The sequence below is a fragment of the Pseudomonas profundi genome, assembly GCF_008638305.1.
GTDB lineage: Bacteria > Pseudomonadota > Gammaproteobacteria > Pseudomonadales > Pseudomonadaceae > Halopseudomonas > Halopseudomonas profundi.
Genome location: NZ_VTPZ01000005.1, coordinates 47300 through 69038, shown reverse-complemented (window position 1 = coordinate 69038; position 21739 = coordinate 47300). Strand labels below are relative to the sequence as shown.

The window sequence follows — 21739 nt, the reverse complement described above, 5'->3', positions numbered from 1 at the left end:
CACTGTCATGACCCACATGATCGCACTGAATTTCGAAGACGGCGTTACCCGCTTCATCGATGCCAATCCCGGTGAAATCGTTTCTGACGCCGCTTATCGCCAGGGTATCAATGTCCCGCTGGACTGCCGTGATGGCGCCTGCGGAACCTGCAAGTGCAAGGCTGAATCCGGCAGCTACGACCTCGGCGAAGAATATATCGAGGACGCGCTGAGCGAAGAAGAAGCCGAGCAGGGCTATGTGTTGACCTGTCAGATGGTTGCCGAGAGCGATTGCGTCATCAGCGTTCCGGCCTCCAGCGAGGTGTGCAAGACCACCCAGGTCAGCATCGAGGCAGCCATCAGCGATATTCGCCAGCTGTCGGAGAGCACCATTGCGCTGTCACTCAAGGGTGAAGCGCTGCATCGTCTGGCGTTCCTGCCTGGGCAGTATGTAAACCTGCAGGTCCCTGGTAGCGATCAGACCCGCGCCTATTCCTTCAGCTCCATGCCGCGCGAGGGCGAGGTCAGCTTTCTGATTCGCAACGTGCCGGGCGGGCTGATGAGCAGCTTCCTGACGGGCATGGCCAAGGCCGGCGATACGCTGAGTCTGGCGGGTCCGCTGGGCAGCTTCTATCTGCGCGACATCAAGCGTCCGCTGCTGTTGCTGGCCGGTGGCACCGGTCTGGCACCGTTCACTGCGATGCTCGACAAGATTGCTGCCCAGGGCAGTGAACATCCGCTGCATCTGATCTACGGCGTGTCGCAGGATCATGACCTGGTGGAAATGGAAAAGCTCGACGACTTTGCCCAGCGCATCCCCAATTTCACCTACAGCACCTGTGTATCCAGCCCGGATACCGCGCACCCGCTCAAGGGCTACGTCACCCAGCATATCGAGCCGAAGCACCTGAACGATGGGGAAGTGGACGTCTACCTGTGCGGTCCGCCGGCGATGGTTGAATCCGTCAGCCAACACCTGCGTGAGCAGGGCCTCGAGCCGGTGAATTTCTTCTTCGAGAAGTTCGCCGCGAGCGCCTGATCTGTTCCCGGGTTTCACTCATTCATAGGACCGCTGACATGACACAACGTTTTTGTAACAAGGTCGCAGTCATCACGGGTGCGGCGCAGGGCATCGGCCGGCGCGTCGCTGAGCGCATGGCTGCAGAAGGAGGCCAGCTGGTGCTGGTCGACCGTTCAGAGCTGGTGCATGAGCTGTCCATCGAGCTCGGCGCGCAGGGAGCCGAAGTGCTGACCCTGACCGCCGACCTTGAACAGTTTGCTGACTGCAACCGGGTGATGAAGGCCGCGGTCGAGCGCTTCGGTCGTCTGGATATCCTGATCAATAACGTCGGCGGCACCATCTGGGCCAAGCCCTTCGAGCACTATCAGGAGCACGAGATTGAAGCCGAAGTGCGGCGTTCATTGTTCCCCACGCTCTGGTGCTGCCACGCCGCATTGCCGCAAATGCTGGAGCAGGGCGGCGGGGCCATCGTCAACGTTTCTTCCGTGGCTACCCGTGGCGTAAACCGGGTGCCCTATGGCGCGGCCAAGGGTGGCGTCAATGCGCTGACCGCCTGTCTCGCGCTGGAAACGGCCGGGCGTGGTGTGCGCGTGAACGCCACCGCGCCAGGCGGTACCGAAGCGCCTCCGCGCCGTATTCCACGCAACACCGCCGAGCAGAGCGAGCAGGAAAAGATCTGGTATCGGCAGATCGTCGACCAGACCGTCGACAGTAGCCTGATGAAACGCTACGGCACCATCGACGAGCAGGCTGGCGCGATTCTGTTCCTGGCCTCCGATGATGCCAACTACATCACCGGTGTAACCCTGCCGGTGGCGGGCGGCGATCTCGGCTAAAAGCAGCGTGCGGTAGATACCGGTGACACCGGCTCCGAACGGCGTGACCTCGACCTATAAAAACAAGAGAGACAAAGCCATGCGAAAAATTGATGTACACGATGTGATCGACAATGCGCGCTTCAACCGCTTCCACTGGATGCTGCTGTTCTGGTGCGCGCTGATCATTGTTTTTGACGGGTATGACCTGGTTATTTATGGCGTCGTGCTGCCAGTACTGATGGAAGAGTGGGGCCTGACCCCGTTGCAGGCCGGCGCGCTTGGTAGCTATGCGTTGTTTGGGATGATGTTCGGTGCGTTGATTTTCGGCACCCTGGCCGATCGCATCGGCCGTAAGAAAGCCATCGCAATCTGCGTGGTGTTGTTCAGTGGCTTTACGGTGCTGAACGGCTTCGCGCGTAATCCGACCGAATTTGGGATCGCGCGCTTTATCGCCGGGCTGGGGATTGGCGGCGTGATGCCCAACGTCGTTGCGCTGATGAACGAATACGCACCGAAAAAGATCCGTAGCACGCTGGTGGCGATCATGTTCAGCGGCTACTCGGTGGGCGGCATGTTATCGGCCGGGCTGGGCATGGTACTGATCCCACAGTTTGGCTGGTCATCGGTGTTCTTCGTGGCGGGTATCCCGTTGTTGTTGCTGCCGCTGGTGCTGCTGATGTTGCCCGAGTCGGCCGGTTTCATGCTGCGCAACGGGCGCGATGAGGAAGCACGGGCCATACTCAAACGGGTGAACCCCGAATATGACCTGGCTGTAGGCGAACTGCAGATGGGCTCGGAAATCACCGCAGGCGCTCCAGTCGTGCAGCTGTTTACCGAAGGCCGGATGCTGCGCACCCTGGCTCTGTGGGTGGCGTTCTTCTGCTGCCTGTTGATGGTTTACGCGCTGAGTTCGTGGTTGCCCAAGTTGATGGCCAGCGCCGGTTATAGCCTGGGGTCCAGTCTGTCGTTCCTGCTGGTACTGAATATCGGCGCGATCATCGGGGCGGTTGGCGGCGGCATCATGGGCGACAGGCTCAACCTGCCGCGCGTGCTGGCTGGCTTCTTCGTCGCGGCAGCGGCATCACTGACGCTACTCGGATTCAACAGCCCGATGCCGGTGCTGTATGGGCTGATCGCCATTGCCGGGGCGACCACCATTGGCTCGCAGATTCTGCTGTACGCCTGCGCCGCACAGTTCTATGACATGAATATCCGTTCGACAGGCCTTGGATGGGCCTCCGGAATCGGCCGCAACGGCGCGATCGTCGGACCCCTGCTGGGTGGTGCACTGATGGGCATCGCGCTGCCGTTGCAATACAACTTCATGGCCTTTGCCCTGCCGGGGGCGGTCGCCGCTATCGCAATGATGGCATTCGCCATCAGCAGCGAGCGCGGTGTGCGTGCCGAGCCGGTGGCGGTTGCCTGATACCAACAGTAAGCAAGAGAACTGGAAAGCTATGAACCAAGTACTGATCGAGAATATCGAGACGATCATCGTCGATCTGCCGACCATCCGCCCGCACAAGCTGGCGATGCATACCATGCAGAACCAGACGCTGGTGATCGTTCGCCTGCGCTGTTCGGATGGCATTGAAGGTCTGGGTGAGTCCACCACGATTGGCGGCTTGGCCTATGGCAATGAAAGTCCGGAAAGCATCAAGCAGAACATCGACAGCCATTTCGCGCCGCTGCTGATCGGTCAGGACGCCGCCAATATCAATGCCGCCATGCTGCGTCTGAACAAGGCTATCACCGGCAACACCTTTGCCAAGTCCGGGATCGAGAGCGCTTTGCTCGATGCTCAAGGCAAGCGGCTCGGATTGCCGGTCAGTGAACTGCTGGGTGGCCGCGTACGTGAGGGGCTGGAAGTGGCCTGGACACTGGCCAGTGGTGATACGGCAAAGGACATTGCTGAAGCCGAGCAGATGCTCGACATTCGCCGCCATCGGATCTTCAAGCTGAAGATTGGTGCCAACGAGGTAAGCCAGGACCTGCGCCACGTCATCGCCATCAAGCAGGCGCTGGGCGACCGCGCCAGCGTGCGGGTTGATGTCAACCAGTACTGGGACGAGTCGGTGGCTATACGCGCCTGCCAGGTGCTGGGCGATAACGGTATCGATCTGATCGAGCAGCCGATTGCGCGGATCAACCGCAGTGGGCAGATCCGTCTGAACCAGCGCAGCCCGGCGCCCATCATGGCTGATGAATCCATCGAGAGTGTTGAGGATGCCTTCAGCCTGGCCGCCGACGGCGCCGCCAGTATTTTTGCTCTGAAGATCGCCAAGAACGGCGGGCCGCGCGCTGTGCTGCGTACGGCACAGATTGCCGAGGCTGCCGGTATCTCGCTGTATGGCGGAACCATGCTGGAAGGCTCGGTGGGCACCATGGCTGCCGCACATGCCTTCGTCACGCTGAACAAGCTGACCTGGCACACCGAGCTGTTCGGTCCGCTGCTACTGACCGAGGAGATTATCGTCGAGGCGCCGGTGTACCGCGAATTCCAGCTTGAAGTGCCGCGTAATCCGGGCCTCGGCCTGACCCTGGACGAAGAGCGCCTGGCGTTCTTCCGCCGTAGCTAATCAATTACCAGCTGAGGAAATAAGTATGCTTTTCCACGTGAAAATGACCGTCAACCTGCCGCTCGATATGGATCCGGCGCAGGCCGCGAAGATCAAGGCCGAAGAGAAGGCCCTGGCTCAGGGGCTGATGCGCGAAGGCAAGTGGCGTCACCTGTGGCGTATTGCCGGTTTCTATGCCAACTACAGCATATTTGATGTAGCGAGCGTCGAGGAGCTGCACGACACCCTGATGAGCTTGCCGCTTTACCCCTACATGGATATCGAGGTCGACGGATTGTGCCGTCATCCCTCATCCATCCGTGACGATGACCGCTGATTTCCATTAGAACAAAAGAGGTAAACACCATGTCCGTGACAATCACACAGAACACTGAAATCCAGAAATTCCTCGAAGAAGCCAGCGGTTTAGGCAACGAGCAGGGCAGCCCGCGGGTCAAGGCGCTGGTGCATCGCATTCTGCAGGACACCGCCAGGATCATCGAAGACCTGGAGGTAACCCAGGACGAATTCTGGACCGCAGTCGACTATGTCAACCGCCTGGGCGCCAGTGGCGAAGCCGGATTGCTGGTTGCTGGTCTGGGTGTCGAGCATTTCATCGATCTACTGGAAGATGCCAAGGACGAGCAGGCCGGTCTGACCGGTGGCACGCCGCGCACGATCGAGGGCCCGCTGTATGTTGCTGGCGCGCCGATCTGCCAGGGAGAAGCTGTCATGTTTGAAGGCGAAGAGCAGGGCACGCCGCTGTTTCTCTCCGGTCGAGTGATTGACATCGACGGCAAGCCTGTTGCCGGCGCCACCGTGGACCTGTGGCATGCCAACGAGCAGGGCAACTATTCCTACTTCGACAAGAGCCAGCCGGAATATAACCTGCGCCGCCGGATCATCACCGATGCCGAAGGCTACTACCGCGCGCGCACCATCGTGCCATCCGGATATGGCTGCTCGCCTGAAGGCCCGACTCAGGAAGTCCTGGATCAGCTGGGTCGTCACGGTCAGCGCCCTGCGCACGTGCACTTCTTCATCTCGGCTCCCGGGTATCGTCACCTGACGACCCAGTTCAACTTCGCCGGCGATGAGCATCTGTGGGACGACTTTGCCTACGCAACCCGTGAAGGTCTGATCGCCGATATTCAGTTCGTTGAAGATGCTGCCGCGGCAAGCGAGCGGGGCGTCGAAGGTCGCTTTGCAACCATCGATTTCGACTTCCAGCTGCAGTCCGCGCCAGCGGCCGATGCTGAACAGCGCAGTGCACGCCCGCGCGCTTTGCAGGATGCCTGATTCGAGCCGGGCATCAGCCCGCTCTGTGTTCTGGCGTTGATCCACAAGATCGGCGTCTTTCTCCGGACAAGCCTGCGATACCCTTCGCAGGTTCTGGCCGGAGCCTGGTCAGGATCTGCTGCCATTTCGTTGCAACCGCGACGCAACGGCAGCAGACCCCAGCGTTACTCCCCCTCCTTGATCCTGTGACGAGATTCCATGAAAGCTCTGGTTAAGGATTTTTCTCTGTCCGCCGCGGTGGCTGGCCTGATCGCTACCATCATCTCCTACGCCGGCCCGCTGGTCATTGTGTTCCAGGCCGCAGAAAGCGCCGGAATGTCCCATGCCGTACTGTCCTCCTGGGTCTGGGCAATATCCATCGGCAGCGCCGTGCTGGGTATTGGCTTGAGCCTGCGTTACAGGGTACCGGTGATCATCGCCTGGTCAGCGCCGGGCTCGGCGCTTCTGGTTTCGCTGCTGCCTGAGGTCAGTCTTAACGAAGCGGTGGGCGCCTATATCGTCGCCTCGGTGATTATTTTCATTGTCGGGGTAACTGGCGCCTTCGACCGGATCATCAGCAAGCTGCCAGCAGCCATTGCCGCGGGAATGCTGGCGGGGATACTGTTTCGATTTGGCACAGGGCTATTCGTATCGCTGGAGTCGCGGCCGGTTCTGGTGCTGGCAATGTTCGTCACCTATCTGCTGGGCAAGCGCCTGATGCCACGCTATGCGGTCATGGCTGTGCTGGTGGTCGGTTGTCTGATTGCGTTGGCCAGCGGCGATCTGCGCCAGGATGCACTGGTAATCGGACTGGCTGTACCGGTCTGGATTACGCCTGAATTCAGTCTTTCTGCTGTACTGAACATTGCGCTGCCATTGGTGATGGTTGCGTTGACCGGGCAGTTTGTGCCTGGTATCGCCGTGATGCGTGCTTCGGGATATGCGACCCCCGCGAGTCCGATCATCAGTAGTAGTGCTGTGGGCTCGTTGTTGCTGGCGCCGTTTGGCTGCCACGGTCTGACCCTGGCGGCGATTACTGCCGCGATCTGCACCGGGCCCGAAGCGCATCCTGATCCGAAACGGCGATATGTTGCCGGCGTGGTTGGAGGGCTGACCTACCTGGTGCTCGGGCTGTTTGGCGCCACCTTGGTCTCGCTGTTCACTGCTTTTCCCGCTGAGTTGATTGCCGCGCTTGCTGGCCTCGCGCTGTTTGCCGCGATCGCCGGTGCACTTACCGGCGCCATGGCGGTACCGAGTGACCGGGAGGCGGCGCTCATCACCTTTCTGGTGACGGCGTCCGGGATGTCATTCCTCGGCCTGTCCGCCGCGTTCTGGGGGCTGATTTTCGGCGTAGCGGCTCACCTGCTGCTGAGCCTGCGCCGGCCTGCACCGGACCAGCACGTTGCGGAGCAGGAACCCGCTCGCTGATCTATGCAGGGCCGGGTTCCATCCCGGCCAGCGTACTGTTCAACGACGCTTCTGGTCGAGGTGGAACTTGATCCTCCACAGCGCTGCGTTTTGCTTCGGGCAGCACTGTCGGTGCTGCCGGGGGGCGAGTCCGATCGCGGCCCGTGATACTCGAGCTTCCCGCGTCGGGGCTCATCTCCGTTTGGCTGCCTCTCAACGCGGGAACTGTTGCGTTCGATAATCGAACGTTAATCCGATAATCGGATTGTTTGCAGGACTGCATCAGCATAAGGTAGAACTCACGCCACCCCTGTAGGTGGCTCCCCTCATTCAGTCGAGAGCTATACCGATGTCCAAGATCATTTCCCTTGCCGAAGCGATTGACCGCTACGTCAACGATGGCGACAGCATCGCCCTCGAAGGTTTTACCCATCTCATTCCGACCGCTGCGTCGCACGAGATCATCCGTCAGAACAAGCAGGACCTGACCCTGATCCGCATGACGCCCGATCTGGTGTACGACCTGCTGATCGGCGCGGGCTGTGCCAAGAAGCTGATTTTCTCCTGGGGCGGCAACCCGGGCGTCGGATCCCTGCATCGTCTGCGTGACGCGGTCGAGAAGGGCTGGCCCAAGCCGCTGGAAATTGAAGAGCACAGCCATGCTGATCTGGCCAACGCCTACATTGCCGGCGCCTCGAATCTACCCTTTGCCGTTCTGCGCGCCTATGCGGGATCGGATTTGCCCAAGGTCAATCCGCTGATCAAGAGCGTGACCTGTCCGTTTACCGGCGAAGAGCTGGCTGCAGTACCTTCGGTGCGCCCCGACGTCACTGTGATCCACGCGCAGAAGGCGGACCGCAAGGGCAACGTACTGCTCTGGGGCATCCTTGGCGTGCAGAAGGAAGCCGCGCTGGCCGCCAAGCGCTGCATCGTCACCGTTGAGGAAATCGTCGATGACCTCGAAGCACCGATGAATTCCTGCGTGTTGCCGCAATGGGCGCTGACCGCCGTCTGCCACGTGCCGGGCGGTGCGCATCCGTCCTACGCGCTGGGCTATACCGAACGGGACAACCGCTTTTACCAGAGCTGGGATCCGATCGCCCGCGACCGCGAGACCTTTTCCGCCTGGATTGATGAATACATCCGCGGCACCGCTGATTTCGGTGAGTTTCAAGCCAAGCTTGCCGCACCGCAGGAGGGCAAATAATGACTGCCTACAACACCAATGAAATGATGACCGTGGCCGCCTCGCGTCGCCTCAAGAACGGCGCTGTGTGTTTTGTCGGTATCGGCCTGCCATCCAAGGCCGCAAACCTCGCGCGGCTGACGACCTCGCCTGACGTGGTCCTGATTTATGAGTCCGGCCCGATTGGCTGCAAGCCCAGCGTATTACCGCTCTCGATCGGCGATGGTGAGCTGGCTGAAACGGCTGACACTGTGGTGCCCACTGGCGAGATTTTCCGTTACTGGCTGCAGGGTGGACGTATCGATATCGGCTTTCTCGGTGCGGCGCAGGTTGACCGGTTCGGCAACATCAACACCACGGTGATCGGGGACTACAACCAGCCCAAGGTTCGCCTGCCGGGCGCCGGTGGCGCACCGGAAATTGCCGGAAGCGCGAAGGAAGTACTGATTATCCTCAAGCAGTCGCATCGCACCTTTGTCGACAAGTTGTCATTCATTACCTCGGTGGGCCACGGCGATGGTGGCGACCACCGGCAACGGCTGGGTCTGCCCGGCGCCGGTCCGATGGCGATCATCACCGATCTGTGCATCATGGAGCCCGAGGAGGGCACCCGGGAATTCGTAGTGACCTCGCTGCATCCGGGTATCACCCGCGAGCAGGTCGTCGAAAATACCGGTTGGAAGATCCGTTTCGCCGACAATGTCGCCGAGACTGAAGCGCCGAAGCCCGAAGAGCTGGAAGCGTTGCGCGCGCTGGAAGCCCGCACCGCTGCCGCCCACGGTCAGGCCGGAGGTGAAGAGTGAGCCGCGATGTCTTTATCTGTGACGCGATACGCACGCCCATTGGTCGCTTCGGTGGCGGCCTGTCTGCTGTCCGTGCAGATGACCTGGCTGCTGCGCCATTGAAGGCACTGCTTGAGCGCAATCCGTCGCTGGATCCTGCTCAGGTGGACGAGGTATTCATGGGCTGCGCCAACCAGGCGGGCGAGGATAACCGTAACGTCGCGCGTATGGCGCTGTTGCTGGCCGGCCTGCCGGAAAGCGTTCCCGGTATCACACTGAACCGCCTGTGCGCCTCGGGGATGGATGCGGTGGGCGCTGCCTTCCGCGCCATCGCCAGTGGTGAAATGGAGCTGGCCGTTGCTGGGGGCGTCGAATCGATGTCCCGCGCGCCCTATGTCATGGGCAAGGCCGATACGGCCTTTGGCCGTGGCCAGAAACTCGAGGACACCACCATTGGCTGGCGCTTCATCAATCCATTGATGAAAGAGCAGTACGGTGTGGATTCCATGCCGCAGACCGCCGATAACGTCGCTGCGGATTACGGGATCTCCCGCGAAGACCAGGACGCCTTCGCACTGCGCAGCCAGCAACGTGCTGGGGCGGCGCAGGAGGCCGGATTTTTTGCCGACGAAATCGTGCCGATCACCATCAAGGGTCGCAAGGGCGACACGGTGATTGAGCAGGATGAGCATCTGCGTCCGCAGACTACGGCCGAAGCGCTGGCCAAACTCAAACCGGTGAATGGTCCGGACAAGACGGTAACCGCTGGCAATGCTTCTGGCGTGAACGACGGTGCGGCGGCCCTGATTCTTGCCAGCTCGGAAGCGGTGAAGAAAAATGGGCTGACGCCGCGTGCACGGGTGCTGGGTATGGCCAGCGCCGGCGTAGCACCCCGTGTCATGGGTTACGGGCCGGTACCCGCCGTGCGCAAGCTGCTGCAGCGTCTGGAGCTTCAGGTAACGGATTTCGATGTGATCGAGCTGAACGAAGCCTTCGCCAGTCAGGGATTGGCAGTCCTGCGCGATCTGGGTCTGTCTGACGATGCGCCACAGGTCAATCCAAATGGCGGCGCCATTGCTCTGGGTCATCCCCTGGGCATGAGTGGCGCGCGTCTGGTATTGACGGCCGTGCATCAGCTGGAAAAATCCGGCGGCCGTCGCGGTCTGGCGACCATGTGTGTGGGTGTCGGGCAGGGCGCCGCGTTTGCGCTTGAGCGCATCTGATCTCATTTGAATCGAAAGCTCTATCGCCCCGGACCCTCTTGTTCAGCGTCCGGGGCGTTTTACGTTCGGGCTGCTGTATCTGGCGGCTTGATAGAGTCTGAATACTATCCTTTCACCTTGTAGAAGGAGTCTCCTATGTCTTTTGTAGAAACTGCCAACGGCACCATGCATTACCAGCTAGAAGGTCCGGCCGGTGCGCCGGTTCTGGTGCTGAGCAATTCCCTGGGAACCGACCTGGGTATGTGGGATACGCAAATGCCCGCCTTCGCCAAGGACCTGCAGGTGCTGCGCTACGACACCCGTGGCCACGGCAAGTCTGTGGTCAGTGAAGGCTTTTACAATATCGAGCAGCTTGGACAGGACGTGCTGGCGCTGCTGGATACACTGGAAATCGAGCGCGCCTCGTTCTGCGGTCTCTCGATGGGCGGCCTGATCGGCCAGTGGCTTGGCATCAACGCCGGTCAGCGCCTCGACAAGCTGATCCTGTGCAATACCGCCGCCAAGATCGCCAATGACGACGTATGGAACGGGCGTATCGATACGGTGCTCAAGGGCAGGGAACAGGCCATGCGTGAGCTGCGTGATGGTTCGGTTGCGCGGTGGTTCACTCCCGATTACGTTGGGTCCAATCCGCAGACCGTTGAGCGTATTACCCAGATGCTGGCTGCGACGTCGCCCGAAGGCTACGCAGGCAACTGTGCGGCAGTCAGGGACGCCGATTTCCGCGGCCAGCTGGAATCAATCAAGGTGCCTACCCTGATTGTTGCCGGTACGGGCGATGAGGTCACCACCCCAGAGCACGCACGCTATATGCAGGCTTCGATCGAAGGTGCCGAGCTGGTTGAGTTCAACGCGGCGCATTTGTCCAACGTTCAGATGGGCGATGAGTTCACCCGCAGGGTGTTGGCGTTCCTGAAGAAATAAGCGGCTTGTTCATTACTCTGTGCGCAGAGTTAGCGGCCGGCAGGGCACCGGTCGCTGCTACCTTCATCGCATTGCTATCCGCTGAAATGGCATGCGCGCAGCCAGGCTTCGGTTGCTGGCGGACAGGGCGCCACCGGCTTCGTCAGAAAATTGTACCCCAGGCTCAAAGGGGACTATCTTCACTGCGGTACTGTCAGTAAGCTGCGCGGTTTTCCCGACCTGTCAGCTCCCGAATGCGACTCGTCAGATTCGGCATCTGCAACCTCAGCGTCAACCAAACCTGTTAAAGCTATTGGGCATAGCTCATGCGTCCGGGAACTCCCTGGCGATAGAGGCTATCCTCAATAGCAATTGAATCACCTGCCTGTTAATCAGATTGTACCTGGAGTATTAATGCCCAAAGCCCTTACTGCCTTCTCCTCCCTGTATTTCGCTACCTTGTTGATGCTCCTGGGCAGCGGCCTGCTGAGTACGTATATCGGCTTGAGTCTGTCTGCGCGCGGAGTGAGCGAGATATGGATTGGTGCGTTGATGACCTGTTACTACGTGGGCCTGGTTGGTGGCGCCTCGGTGGGCCATCGGTTGATTGCGAGGGTAGGGCATATACGTGCGTTCGTGGCCAGCGCTGGCGTAGTGACCGCCTCGGTGCTGGGGCATGCGCTGTCGGAAAGCGTTCAGTTGTGGTTGTTCCTGCGGGTCCTGGTCGGCATGGCGATGATGTGTCAGTACATGGTTCTGGAAAGCTGGCTCAACGAGCAGGCTGAATCCCACCAGCGCGGAACGGTGTTCGCCGGTTATATGGTGGTTACCTTCCTGGGTTTGATGCTCGGTCAGTTTGTGTTCACCCTGATGCCGGAGCTGAACATTCGCCATATCCTGTTCGTCGCCATGTGTTTCTCTCTATGCCTGGTGCCAGTCGCGGTAACCAAGAGCTTGCACCCGGCCCCCCTGCACCCCGCACCGTTGCGCATCGGTTTCTTTTTACGTCGCATCCCGTTGGCACTGGCAACTGTTGCCGTATCGGGTTTGCTACTGGGCTCGTTCTACGGGATGGCGCCGGTATACGCCTCGGGCGTTGGGCTGGAGACGTCTCAGGTCGGTGTGTTCATGGCTGTGGCGATTGGCGCGGGGCTATTGGCGCAGTGGCCGGTTGGCTGGATGTCTGACCGCCTTGATCGCAGCCAGATGATTCAGCTCAACGCCATTATCCTTACTGGCGTCACCCTGGTGATGGGGCTGGCAGTGGTCCCAGGCTATGCATTGCTGATACTGACGGGGTTGTTCGGCATGCTGGCGTTCACCCTGTACCCGCTTGCGGTGGCGCTGGCCAACGACCACGTCGGGCCGGAAGAACGGGTGTTGCTGTCGGCGATGCTGTTAATCACCTTCGGGCTCGGCGCCAGCGCCGGCCCCTTGCTCAGTTCGGCGCTGATGAAAGTCGGCGGCCCGGGAATGCTCTATGTGTTCATGGCGATATCCAGCATGTTTCTCGTTATCAACGTACGCCCGAGCCGTGTTACGGGAGAGCACCTGCAGGCCGAGCCGAGTCATTACATGCCTGCGGCGGGTAACCTGGCGAGCTCGCCACTTTCCGCAGCGCTTGATCCGCGTGTTGACGAGCAGTTTGTCGAGGATCATATGCGGGACGAGACTGATAGCTATCCAAGCACAGCGGACCTTGATGCCGACCAGGAAGACCATCGACCGGGGTGATCTGATCCGGGCGCACTGCTGGTCCTGCGGTGGGCATGCTTTTCGGGCGTATCGAAGGTACTGTCGTAAACATTGGCGTAGCGCAGGCGCGCTACACCCCCAGGGGGCGCCGAGCTGGCACGCGCTTCGGGCACGTTCGGGCGTGTTCACGGGTTCTGATGCTGCTGCAAATATCAACTGTAGTGCAGGCGCGCTCCTGGGGTTGGTGAGCGCCTGCTCGCCGACAGGGTCAGGGGCCCTGCAAATCGTGCCATAGCACAAGCGCGCCACACCCTCGAGGTGGGATGCCTTCGGCTACATCAGAACAGGTCGTCGCGCTTTTCCAGGCGGCGTGCTTCACGCTGCAGGTAGTTGACGAAGCGGTCCACCTGCCGCTGAGCCTGAGGGCCGGGCTGTCGAAATCTGAGACCGACATAGGATTCATCCCGGTTTTCGTCATACGACACGTGGCGGACTTCGACCGCAATATCCAGTGTTCCGGTCTCAGGCAGATAGAGCTGGCAGGCCTCGATGACGGCGCCCGGGTGTAGCGTCCGAGTCTGGTCTGAAGCAAGGAGCGCCTTGCACCCGGTAGCTGAGATATCGAACAGGTGGCCGCTCAGTTGAATTTTATCGCTTTCCAGCGTCACACCTGTTTCCAATGTCCGTTGGACCATGGCTCGGAATGCGCCACGCTTCTGGTGATAGATAAGCTGTCCTGGGAGGGCGGCGCAGTAAGCGGGTGCCCCTTCCAGAATAAGTCGCTGCGCTGCGGCGCAATGCCAGCGCAGGTGAACGCCTTCATGCCAGGCATCAATCCGAAATGACTCACCTTCTGTGATGTACCGATCGCCTTCCTTCGGGACCAGTTCATCTATCCAGAGTTGATGGTTTGCCGGGTCGACTGCAACGATGAAACTCTGGAATTTCTGGCTACGTTCGGGAAAGCTGACGATCAGCTGATCGCGCGATTGCAGCAAAGTCTTCAGCAGTGCATTGATCTCGACGGGCGAGCGGACTTCCCTGGGTGGCTGCGGGCCGGTTTCTGGCACTAATAAGCTGGACACTGGAGAATCTCGACAATAGGCATGGCAAGGGAAGCATTGTATAGCATGCTGGCTATGGGCTACCCACTCCTTATGCGCCTTGTTGCTGGCTAACCTGGTCTCGCCGTGGCGGGACCCTAAGCCTTGATTATTGGCCGCTGCGAATGGCTGCGCGTAGCGAGGCCCTGGCGGTCGTAAACAGCCTGGCTTGACTCGCCCTGGTTGCGCAACAGATCAAGCAGATGGCTGTTGGCATGCTGGCTGTGGCGTACCAGCCGCGCGTTGCGCAGATTGGCATCGCGGCAACGGGTCAGGTGCTGTCTGAGCGACTGGTAGCTTTCGATCAACTCCATCTGACCAAGCGACTCCAGAAAAGCTTCCATGGTTTGCTCGGGTGTTTTGCCCAGCTGACGCGCCTGATCGTTGATCTGCTGGTCATGGCTGTTCAGCGCAGACACCAGCGGAGCCTTGCTGGTGAGCAGCGACTCAAGCGTAACCATGTCGTTCTGTATCAGCGCCTGCTGTTCTCTGTCGAGCAGTTCGACGAACTGTTCGCAGTCACTGGCGGCCTGATCAAATAGCTGCTTGAGCGTCATCTACGTCTCCACCGACCCGAAGCCTCTCAGTCTTCGAGTCCCAACAATTTATCGGCAATGCGGCCGCTGTCCAGCTTGTAACTGCCGTCCGCTATCGCTTGCTTGAGCTGCGCTACCCGTTCGCTGTCCACTTCCGGCAAATCCTTTAGCCGTGCTTCGATCGATTTCATTTGCTGGGCCTGATCGCTCAGCTTGACTGACGACTCACCCGAGGCGGATTTATCCACGCCCGGCTTGTCAGCTGCGTTGTTTTCCACAGCCACGTCGCGTTTGCCTGCAGCCGCCTCGGCCTGGGCTGTGCGCCCGGCACTGTTGGCTCCGTTGGCAGTGTTGAAGTTGATAACCATCGCTTTATCCTCAGACTGAATGCTTCGCTAATAGCTGTAACGGCCGAGGCAGCTAAACCTTTAGTGATTGCGCGAAAACTATGTGGACTGGTTCGCATTTAGCATTCCGAATGCGCAGTATAGCCAAGTTCGCCAGAGGTATCACATTGCCACCGACACCTGGCCGGGGGCGACCACTCTCGCGCTGACCGTGCGGCCGGAGCGCGTATTCCTGACGCGAATCTGCGAGCCTACCGTTCCGCCCTCCAGCGCTTCTCCGGGCATTTTCACCGATATCTGCGTATTGGCGGCGCTGATCACGACCTTGTCGCCACGTTTAACAATTTCATCCTGCTCCAGTTGCGCTGGGCTGACAACGGTATCGGCGGCGATCGGCCTGCGCAGACGCATCCCCACGACCTGTTGTGGGTCGGTCAGATAAGCGCCGTTGAGCAGCCCGGTGTCGCGTTCCATCAGGGCGACATCACTCGCGCTGATAACATCCTGGCGGCCTAACGGACGCACCGCGACCAGAACATCCTCAAACAGGCTGACCTGCGCAGGAACGAACAATCGCCAGCGCACATCGCTTTCGCAGGAAAGGCGCACAGTGACGCGTCCCACCGGTACAGCAGGGCTTTCCAGGCTGGCTTTCAATGCATCGTCAGGGCAGACCGCCAGACGCAGGCGCGGATCCAGACGGTTGACCTCAATACTGTAGCGAGCCTGGCGGGTGCTCTGCTGCAGATGCGTTTGAATTTCGCGCTCAAGAAAAGCCGTAGTCGCGCCGATAAGCTGATCTATGAGCGGGCTGGCAGACAGGCTCGCGGAGAACAGCATCGTCAGCGCGGCGCAGTGTGTACTGAAACGCATACAGGAAACCTTAGAAGAGATGGCGCCGGGTTTATGTCGCTTTGCACCCCCTGAAGCAAGAAATGTGCCGCGCTTCAAAGCTGCACCCAATACAAGCCGTACCCTATAAAGTGAGGAGTCACCGATGGCTGGCGTAATGGACTCGGTCAACCAGCGTACCCAGCTGGTTGGCGAGAATCGCCTTGAATTGCTGCTGTTTCGTCTGGCCGGCAACCAGCTTTACGGCATCAACGTTTTCAAGGTCAAAGAAATACTGCAGTGCCCGAAGCTGACCGTCTTGCCACGGTTGAACCCGGTGGTGCGCGGCGTTGCACATATTCGCGGCGGAACCTTGCCGATCATTGATCTGCGCAAGGCGATCGGCGGACCGGGTCTGGCCGATCTGGCGAATACCTTCGTCATCATCACCGAATACAATTACCGCGTGCAGGGCTTTCTGGTCAGCGGCGTCGAACGCATCGTCAATCTGAACTGGTCGGAGATCCATCCACCGCCCCGGGGCAGTGGCCGTGACCATTATCTGACCGCAGTAACCAGGGTCGAGGATCGCCTGGTCGAGATAATTGATGTAGAGCGGATCCTGGCCGAAGTGGTGCCCTTGCAGGAGAATGTCAGCGCTGGCGTTATTGATGAGCAGGCTCAGGCTGCCGCAGTTTCACGCAGGGTGTTGATTGTTGATGACTCCTCAGTGGCACGAAAGCAGGTGTCCCGTTGTCTGCAAGAAGTAGGTGTGGAAATCGTTGCTCTGAATGACGGGCGTCAGGCGCTGGATTGGTTGAAAGCGTTAGCTGATTCCGGCGAAGACGTATCGCAGAGCTTGCTGATGATGATATCGGATATTGAAATGCCGGAGATGGACGGGTATACCCTCACCGCTGAAGTGCGGAACGACCCACGTCTCAAACGTTTGCACATAATTTTGCACACATCCTTGTCCGGCGTATTCAACCAGGCAATGGTAAAAAAGGTAGGAGCGGATGACTTTCTCGCGAAATTCAAACCGGACGAGCTTGCCCGTCGGGTTATCGACAGGCTGCACGCGCCGCGCGGCGGACCTGGCTGACAGGGCGCCTTATTACTTGATGGGGCGGATCGTTTGACGTCTGAACAGCAGTATTTCCATCAGTTTCGTGATTTCCTCGAGAAGTCCTGTGGCATCGTTCTGGGTGATAATAAACAATACCTGGTGGCCAGCCGGCTCAATCGGTTGATGGAGCAGCAAGGCATAAAGCATCTGGGGGAGCTGGTTCAGCGTATTCAGAGCCAGCCCCGCGGGGGTCTGAAAGAATCGGTCATCGATGCGATGACGACCAACGAAACCCTGTGGTTTCGTGATAGCTATCCGTTCGAAGTGCTGAAGAATCGTTTGATACCTGAGTTCATCAAGTCCAATCCCGGTCAGCGCTTGCGTATCTGGTCAGCTGCCTGTTCTTCAGGGCAGGAGCCTTATTCGCTAAGCATGGCGATTGACGAGTTCGAGCGCAGTAATCCGGGTCAGCTGCGCTCAGGTGCGAACATCGTCGCGACTGATCTGTCCGGCGGAATTTTGACGGCAGCCAAAAGCGCCGAGTATGACAGTCTGTCAATTGGCAGAGGGCTGGCCCAGGATCGATTGGTTCGGTATTTCGATAATCCCTTGCCGGGCAGGTGGAGGGTCAAGGCTCCCATCCGCAGCCGCGTCGAGTTTCGCGCGCTCAATCTTCTCGAAAGCTATGCGGCCCTGGGTAAGTTCGACATTGTGTTTTGCCGGAACGTACTCATCTACTTTTCTGCCGAGCGAAAAAAAGACATCCTCAGGCGCATCCACGCCACCCTGAAGCCCGGCGGCTATCTGATGCTGGGAGCCTCCGAAGCGTTGAACGGCCTGCCCGAGCTGTACCAGATGGTGCAGTGCAATCCCGGGATCGTGTACAAGACCAGGTAACAGATATCGCGGCGTTGGCAGCGTCGCGCTTGGTTCTTGTGTGCGTCTTCTGCTGTCCCAGCCGGCAGTGTTTCAAGCCAACTCTGGTTCGCGGCGTCAGTCAATCGAGCAAAGTTGTCCTGGTTAACTGGCGCAGAAACTTGCCGCCTGGCTTGTGGTGGCGCCGGTAAACCGTTGCCGCCTCCTGCCTATCAGTTTCCTATCCCTTTGAAAGCTAATGCATTGCAATTATGGCATGCGATTTGCTTTGTCACTCTCAGTTACGAAAACGGCGGCAATTTGCCGGGTTGGGAAATAATGAACTCAGAAAGAAAGAGTTCAGAAAAAGAGTGAGGAGGCTGGGATGAGCTTGAGTTTCGACCGAGCACTTGGGTTGCATGAAAAGGCGCTGGCTTTCAGAGCCGATCGTGCCGCCGTGCTTGCCAATAACATTGCCAATGCCGATACCCCCGGTTACCAGGCGCGGGATCTGGATTTTGGCAGCATCCTCGAAGCTGAAAAAACCGGAGCAGGCAAACCTTTTCAGGCAAGCCAGACCCATTCTCAGCATATGGCAGTGGATGGCTTTATCGACCAGGCCGCCGGTTTGCGGTACCGCACCGCAGCGCAGCCGTCCATTGATGGCAACACGGTCGACACCCAGGTCGAGCAGGCCAAGTACGCCGAAAATGCGATCGAGTTCCAAGCCAGCTTTACCTTCCTCAACAGCAAATTCAAAGGGTTGATGACAGCCCTGCGCGGAGATTGATCATGTCCCTTAGCCAGGTCTTCAATATTGCCGGTTCCGGCATGAGTGCCCAGTCACTGCGGCTCAATACTGTCGCCAGCAACATTGCCAACGCCGAAACGGTTTCCAGCAGCGTCGACGAAACCTACCGTGCGCGCAATCCGGTATTCGCCACGGTATTCAGTCAGCAGCAGAATGGCGGAGGCTCGCTGTTTACCCCCGAGCACGAAGCGGGAAGCGGGGTGGAAGTGCGTGGCGTCGTCGAATCCGATGCCGAGCTGCAGCCACGCTATCAACCTGATCATCCGATGGCTGATGAGCAGGGCTATGTGTTTTACCCCAACGTAAATGTGGTCGAGGAAATGGCGAACATGATGTCTGCCTCCCGCTCCTACCAGACCAACGTCGAAATCATGAATACCGCCAAGACCATGCTGCAGCGCGTGCTGACGCTGGGCCAGTAAGGAGTTTTACTCTATGAGCGTCAGTAACAATCTCGCCGTTGGCGACAGCTTGCTGGATCAGTACAAGGTAGACCAGTCGCGTTTCGCCAAGGGCGACGAGCTCGGCAAGAACGAGTTCATGAACCTGCTGGTCGCCCAGATGAACAACCAGGATCCGCTGTCGCCCCAGGACAACGGCGAATTCATTGCTCAGCTGGCGCAGTTCAGTACCGTCGAAGGCATTGAAAACATGAACACCAGCATGGATTCATTGCTCAGCGGTTATCAGTCCTCCCAGGCCTTGCAGGCTTCATCGCTGGTCGGGCGCAGCGTCATCGTGCCGACCATGAATGCCATGGTCGATACGCAGGAAGGTATCGAGGGCCAGCTGGCGCTGACCCAGCGCAGCGACAACGTCTCGGTCAACGTCTATGACGAAAAGGGCAGCCTTGTGTCAAACGTGAACATGGGCGCGAAGGAAGCCGGCATGCTGGATTTCAAGTGGGATGGCAAGAACGGCAGCGGCGAAACCTTGCCGGCCGGCAAATACAAGTTTGAAGCGCAGGCCTCGATCAATGGTGAAAACAAACAGCTCGCCACGCTGTTGCCGGCCAATGTCGACAGCGTGTCGCTTGGCATGGGGCAGGGCGGGGAAATGGTTTTGAACCTTGCCGGCCTCGGCAGTATCGGGCTTTCTGAAGTACTGACTATCAGCAAATAAACGTCGTCCGAACACGGGACAAGGAGTACAGCATGTCTTTCAACACAGGTTTGAGTGGTATCCGGGCGGCGGCATCTGAACTGAATGTCACCGGCAACAACATCGCCAACGCTGGCACGGTTGGCTTCAAGGGCTCGCGGGCGGAATTTGCCGATGTGTATGCCGCCTCGGTGCTTGGCACGGGCAGTAATGCGATGGGTAGCGGGGTGATCACGGGAGATGTTGCGCAGCTGTTCAACCAGGGTGGCATCAACTACACGGAAAACAGCCTCGATCTAGCGATCAACGGTAACGGTTTTTTTGTCACGAGTAATAATGGCGCGCTGAGCTATACCCGGGCTGGCTATTTTGGCACTGACAATCAAGGCAATATTGTCAATAATTTTGGTGAGCGATTGCAGGGTTATGGGGTGAATGAGGCCTCCGGAGAAATACAGGGTGGGGTTCCGAAAGATCTCAAGATCAATACCCGTGCGGCGGAGCCCAATGCAACGACTGTCGTCAATTCGACGTTGAACCTGAATTCGAAAGACTTGCCTCCAGCCGGCAATCCGGAATTCCTGCCGTCTGATTCGTCAACCTATAACAGTTCAACATCCGTTAACGTATTCGACAGCTTAGGAAACCCTCATGTCCTGACAAAATATTTCGTCAAGACCGGTGGGGCGGAGTGGGATATGCATCTACAGATCGATGGAGAAATGATAGGGACAGAGAAGTTAGAATTCTCTGATACCGGAAAGCTAACTTCGGGCACCAAAACCGAAATTACTCTCGAGGGTTTGGCGACAGGCGCCAAAGATCTCAAGTTCGATCTCAACCTTGAAAATTCCACTCAATACGCAGCCAGCTTCGCGGTCACTGCAGTTGCTCAGGATGGCTACACCACAGGTGATCTCGCCGGGCTGGAGATCAACGACGAGGGTCTGATGGTAGCGCGCTACACCAACGGCCAGACCAAGGTGCAAGGACAGCTGGCCTTGGCCACCTTTGCCAATCAGCAAGGGCTGACGCCAGTGGGCAAGACTGGCTGGGCTCAATCTTCTGAATCCGGCGAACCGGTCATCGGCAAGGCTGGCTCGGGTACGCTTGGACGAGTGCAATCCGGTGCGCTTGAACAATCCAACGTCGATCTTTCAGAACAGTTGATCAACCTGATCGTTGCCCAGCGTAACTATCAGGCAAACTCAAAAACCATCCAGACCGAAGATGCCGTCACTCAGACGATCATCAATCTGCGCTAAAGTTGATAGACGCTAAGCCCCTCGGGCGCAGCGATCCCCGCGGCAATAGCTGGCATCCACCTGCCAGCTATTGCCGTTTTGCTGTCCGCGCCAACGATAACTCATTGGTTTTATGTCTAATTCTGTATAGGTCGGATGTGGCATGAACTGTGCTTGATACTCCCTAGAGACGTTAAAAGCGGCAATTCCTTGTCGCAGTGGTCGAAACGGGAGTTATGCATGGACAAATCCTTATTCATCTCCATGACCGGCGCCAGCCAGAACATGCTGGCGCAGGGTGCGCATGCCAACAATCTCGCGAATGTCAGCACGCCCGGCTTTCAACGGGATTTCGAGCAGGCCCGGTCGATGCAGGTGTTCGGCGAAACCCACCCGACCCGCGTCTATGCCATGACTGAACGAGCCGGCACCGACATGTCCGGCGGACCCTTGATGGAAACCGGCCGCGAGCTGGACGTCGCCATTGAAGGCGATGGCTGGATTGCAGTCCAGGCACCGGACGGCGGAGAGGCTTATACCCGTGCCGGCAGCCTGAATATTGACACCTTCGGCATCTTGCGCACGTCTAGTGGGATGCCGGTACTGGGCAATGGTGGTCCGATTGCCTTGCCGCCGTCAGACAAGGTCGAGATCGGTACCGATGGCACCATCACCGTACGTGCGCAGGGCGAAGCCCCCAATGTGCTGGCCGAGATCGACCGCATCAAGCTGGTGAATCCGCCGGGCAACCTGATGCGCAAGGGTGACGACGGATTGATGCGCCTCGAGGGCCAGCTCGAGCAGCCAGCTGATGGCGCGATCAAGATCACCACAGGCTTTCTTGAGGGCAGCAACGTCAATGCGGTGGAGGAGATGACCTCCATGCTGTCACTGGCGCGGCAGTTCGAGCTGCACATCAAGATGATGCGCACCACCGAAGAGAACGCACAGTCCACCAACAAGATTCTGCAAATCAGCTAAGGCTCTTTTGA

At 58.8% G+C, this 21739-nt stretch carries 24 protein-coding genes; 20 read left to right on the top strand and 4 right to left on the bottom strand.

The genetic code is table 11. The features are described 5' to 3' along the window. Positions 1-7: 7 nt before the first annotated feature. The 12 genes from benC (at position 8) to FZE95_RS08315 (ending at position 12889) form a co-directional block, all read left to right on the top strand. Positions 8-1018: a benzoate 1,2-dioxygenase electron transfer component BenC gene (gene benC / locus FZE95_RS08370; RefSeq protein ID WP_150300412.1), complete on the top strand. Its 1011-nt coding sequence runs from the start codon at positions 8-10 to the stop codon at positions 1016-1018. 38 nt (positions 1019-1056) lie between these two features. Continuing rightward, complete coding sequence (locus tag FZE95_RS08365) at positions 1057-1836, top strand: 1,6-dihydroxycyclohexa-2,4-diene-1-carboxylate dehydrogenase (protein ID WP_150300411.1); 780 nt, start codon at positions 1057-1059, stop codon at positions 1834-1836. Positions 1837-1915: 79 nt separating this feature from the next. Further along, positions 1916-3244 (top strand): MFS transporter, encoded by a 1329-nt coding sequence (locus tag FZE95_RS08360; protein ID WP_150300410.1) that lies wholly within the window; start codon positions 1916-1918, stop codon positions 3242-3244. Between the two features lie 31 nt (positions 3245-3275). After that, positions 3276-4397, top strand: a complete 1122-nt coding sequence (locus FZE95_RS08355) for a muconate cycloisomerase family protein (protein ID WP_150300409.1) — start codon at positions 3276-3278, stop codon at positions 4395-4397. Between the two features lie 25 nt (positions 4398-4422). Then, positions 4423-4713, top strand: coding sequence for a muconolactone Delta-isomerase (gene catC, locus FZE95_RS08350; RefSeq protein ID WP_150300408.1), 291 nt, complete (start codon positions 4423-4425; stop codon positions 4711-4713). 29 nt (positions 4714-4742) lie between these two features. Next, entirely contained in the window at positions 4743-5675 is a 933-nt protein-coding gene (gene catA / locus FZE95_RS08345) for a catechol 1,2-dioxygenase (protein ID WP_150300407.1), read from the top strand. 198 nt (positions 5676-5873) lie between these two features. Then, positions 5874-7082, top strand: a complete 1209-nt coding sequence (locus FZE95_RS08340) for a benzoate/H(+) symporter BenE family transporter (protein WP_150300406.1) — start codon at positions 5874-5876, stop codon at positions 7080-7082. Between the two features lie 328 nt (positions 7083-7410). After that, complete coding sequence (locus tag FZE95_RS08335; RefSeq protein WP_150300405.1) at positions 7411-8268, top strand: CoA transferase subunit A; 858 nt, start codon at positions 7411-7413, stop codon at positions 8266-8268. Then, the gene (locus tag FZE95_RS08330; protein WP_150300404.1) at positions 8268-9050 is read left to right on the top strand and encodes a CoA-transferase subunit beta; all 783 of its coding nucleotides are present in this window, start codon (positions 8268-8270) and stop codon (positions 9048-9050) included. Before FZE95_RS08335 ends, FZE95_RS08330 begins: the two co-directional genes overlap by 1 nt. Further along, positions 9047-10252, top strand: coding sequence for a 3-oxoadipyl-CoA thiolase (gene pcaF, locus FZE95_RS08325; protein ID WP_150300403.1), 1206 nt, complete (start codon positions 9047-9049; stop codon positions 10250-10252). Before FZE95_RS08330 ends, pcaF begins: the two co-directional genes overlap by 4 nt. A gap of 135 nt (positions 10253-10387) precedes the next feature. Continuing rightward, positions 10388-11176, top strand: coding sequence for a 3-oxoadipate enol-lactonase (gene pcaD, locus FZE95_RS08320; protein ID WP_150300402.1), 789 nt, complete (start codon positions 10388-10390; stop codon positions 11174-11176). Between the two features lie 393 nt (positions 11177-11569). Continuing rightward, positions 11570-12889 (top strand): MFS transporter, encoded by a 1320-nt coding sequence (locus FZE95_RS08315; RefSeq protein WP_150300401.1) that lies wholly within the window; start codon positions 11570-11572, stop codon positions 12887-12889. A gap of 299 nt (positions 12890-13188) precedes the next feature. On the opposite strand, the gene FZE95_RS08310 is transcribed toward FZE95_RS08315, so the two are convergent. From FZE95_RS08310 to flgA, 4 genes are all read right to left on the bottom strand, one after another. Beyond that, complete coding sequence (locus FZE95_RS08310; protein WP_150300400.1) at positions 13189-13935, bottom strand: flagellar brake protein; 747 nt, start codon at positions 13933-13935, stop codon at positions 13189-13191. 116 nt (positions 13936-14051) lie between these two features. Then, a complete protein-coding gene (locus tag FZE95_RS08305) occupies positions 14052-14510 on the bottom strand; it encodes a flagella synthesis protein FlgN (RefSeq protein ID WP_150300399.1) in 459 nt (152 codons plus the stop codon). A gap of 26 nt (positions 14511-14536) precedes the next feature. Continuing rightward, entirely contained in the window at positions 14537-14857 is a 321-nt protein-coding gene (gene flgM, locus FZE95_RS08300) for a flagellar biosynthesis anti-sigma factor FlgM (protein ID WP_150300398.1), read from the bottom strand. A gap of 141 nt (positions 14858-14998) precedes the next feature. Then, positions 14999-15709, bottom strand: coding sequence for a flagellar basal body P-ring formation chaperone FlgA (gene flgA, locus FZE95_RS08295; RefSeq protein WP_150300397.1), 711 nt, complete (start codon positions 15707-15709; stop codon positions 14999-15001). Positions 15710-15833: 124 nt separating this feature from the next. On the opposite strand from flgA, the gene FZE95_RS08290 reads away from it, so the two are divergent. The 8 genes from FZE95_RS08290 (at position 15834) to flgF (ending at position 21728) form a co-directional block, all read left to right on the top strand. Then, a complete protein-coding gene (locus FZE95_RS08290; protein ID WP_150300396.1) occupies positions 15834-16772 on the top strand; it encodes a chemotaxis protein CheV in 939 nt (312 codons plus the stop codon). Positions 16773-16805: 33 nt separating this feature from the next. Next, on the top strand, positions 16806-17633 hold the full coding sequence (locus FZE95_RS08285; RefSeq protein ID WP_150300395.1) for a CheR family methyltransferase: 828 nt from the start codon (positions 16806-16808) through the stop codon (positions 17631-17633). A 114-nt stretch (positions 17634-17747) separates the two neighbouring features. Continuing rightward, positions 17748-17966, top strand: coding sequence for a hypothetical protein (locus FZE95_RS08280; RefSeq protein ID WP_150300394.1), 219 nt, complete (start codon positions 17748-17750; stop codon positions 17964-17966). 10 nt (positions 17967-17976) lie between these two features. Then, on the top strand, positions 17977-18381 hold the full coding sequence (flgB, locus tag FZE95_RS08275) for a flagellar basal body rod protein FlgB (protein ID WP_150300393.1): 405 nt from the start codon (positions 17977-17979) through the stop codon (positions 18379-18381). A 2-nt stretch (positions 18382-18383) separates the two neighbouring features. Further along, entirely contained in the window at positions 18384-18824 is a 441-nt protein-coding gene (gene flgC / locus FZE95_RS08270; protein ID WP_150300392.1) for a flagellar basal body rod protein FlgC, read from the top strand. A gap of 13 nt (positions 18825-18837) precedes the next feature. Continuing rightward, positions 18838-19524 (top strand): flagellar hook assembly protein FlgD, encoded by a 687-nt coding sequence (gene flgD, locus FZE95_RS08265; protein WP_150300391.1) that lies wholly within the window; start codon positions 18838-18840, stop codon positions 19522-19524. A 32-nt stretch (positions 19525-19556) separates the two neighbouring features. Continuing rightward, positions 19557-20768 carry a flagellar hook protein FlgE gene (flgE, locus tag FZE95_RS08260; RefSeq protein WP_150300390.1) on the top strand — a complete coding sequence of 404 codons (1212 nt, stop codon included), beginning with the start codon at positions 19557-19559 and terminating at the stop codon, positions 20766-20768. A gap of 219 nt (positions 20769-20987) precedes the next feature. Further along, positions 20988-21728: a flagellar basal-body rod protein FlgF gene (flgF, locus tag FZE95_RS08255; RefSeq protein ID WP_150300389.1), complete on the top strand. Its 741-nt coding sequence runs from the start codon at positions 20988-20990 to the stop codon at positions 21726-21728. Positions 21729-21739: the final 11 nt, after the last annotated feature.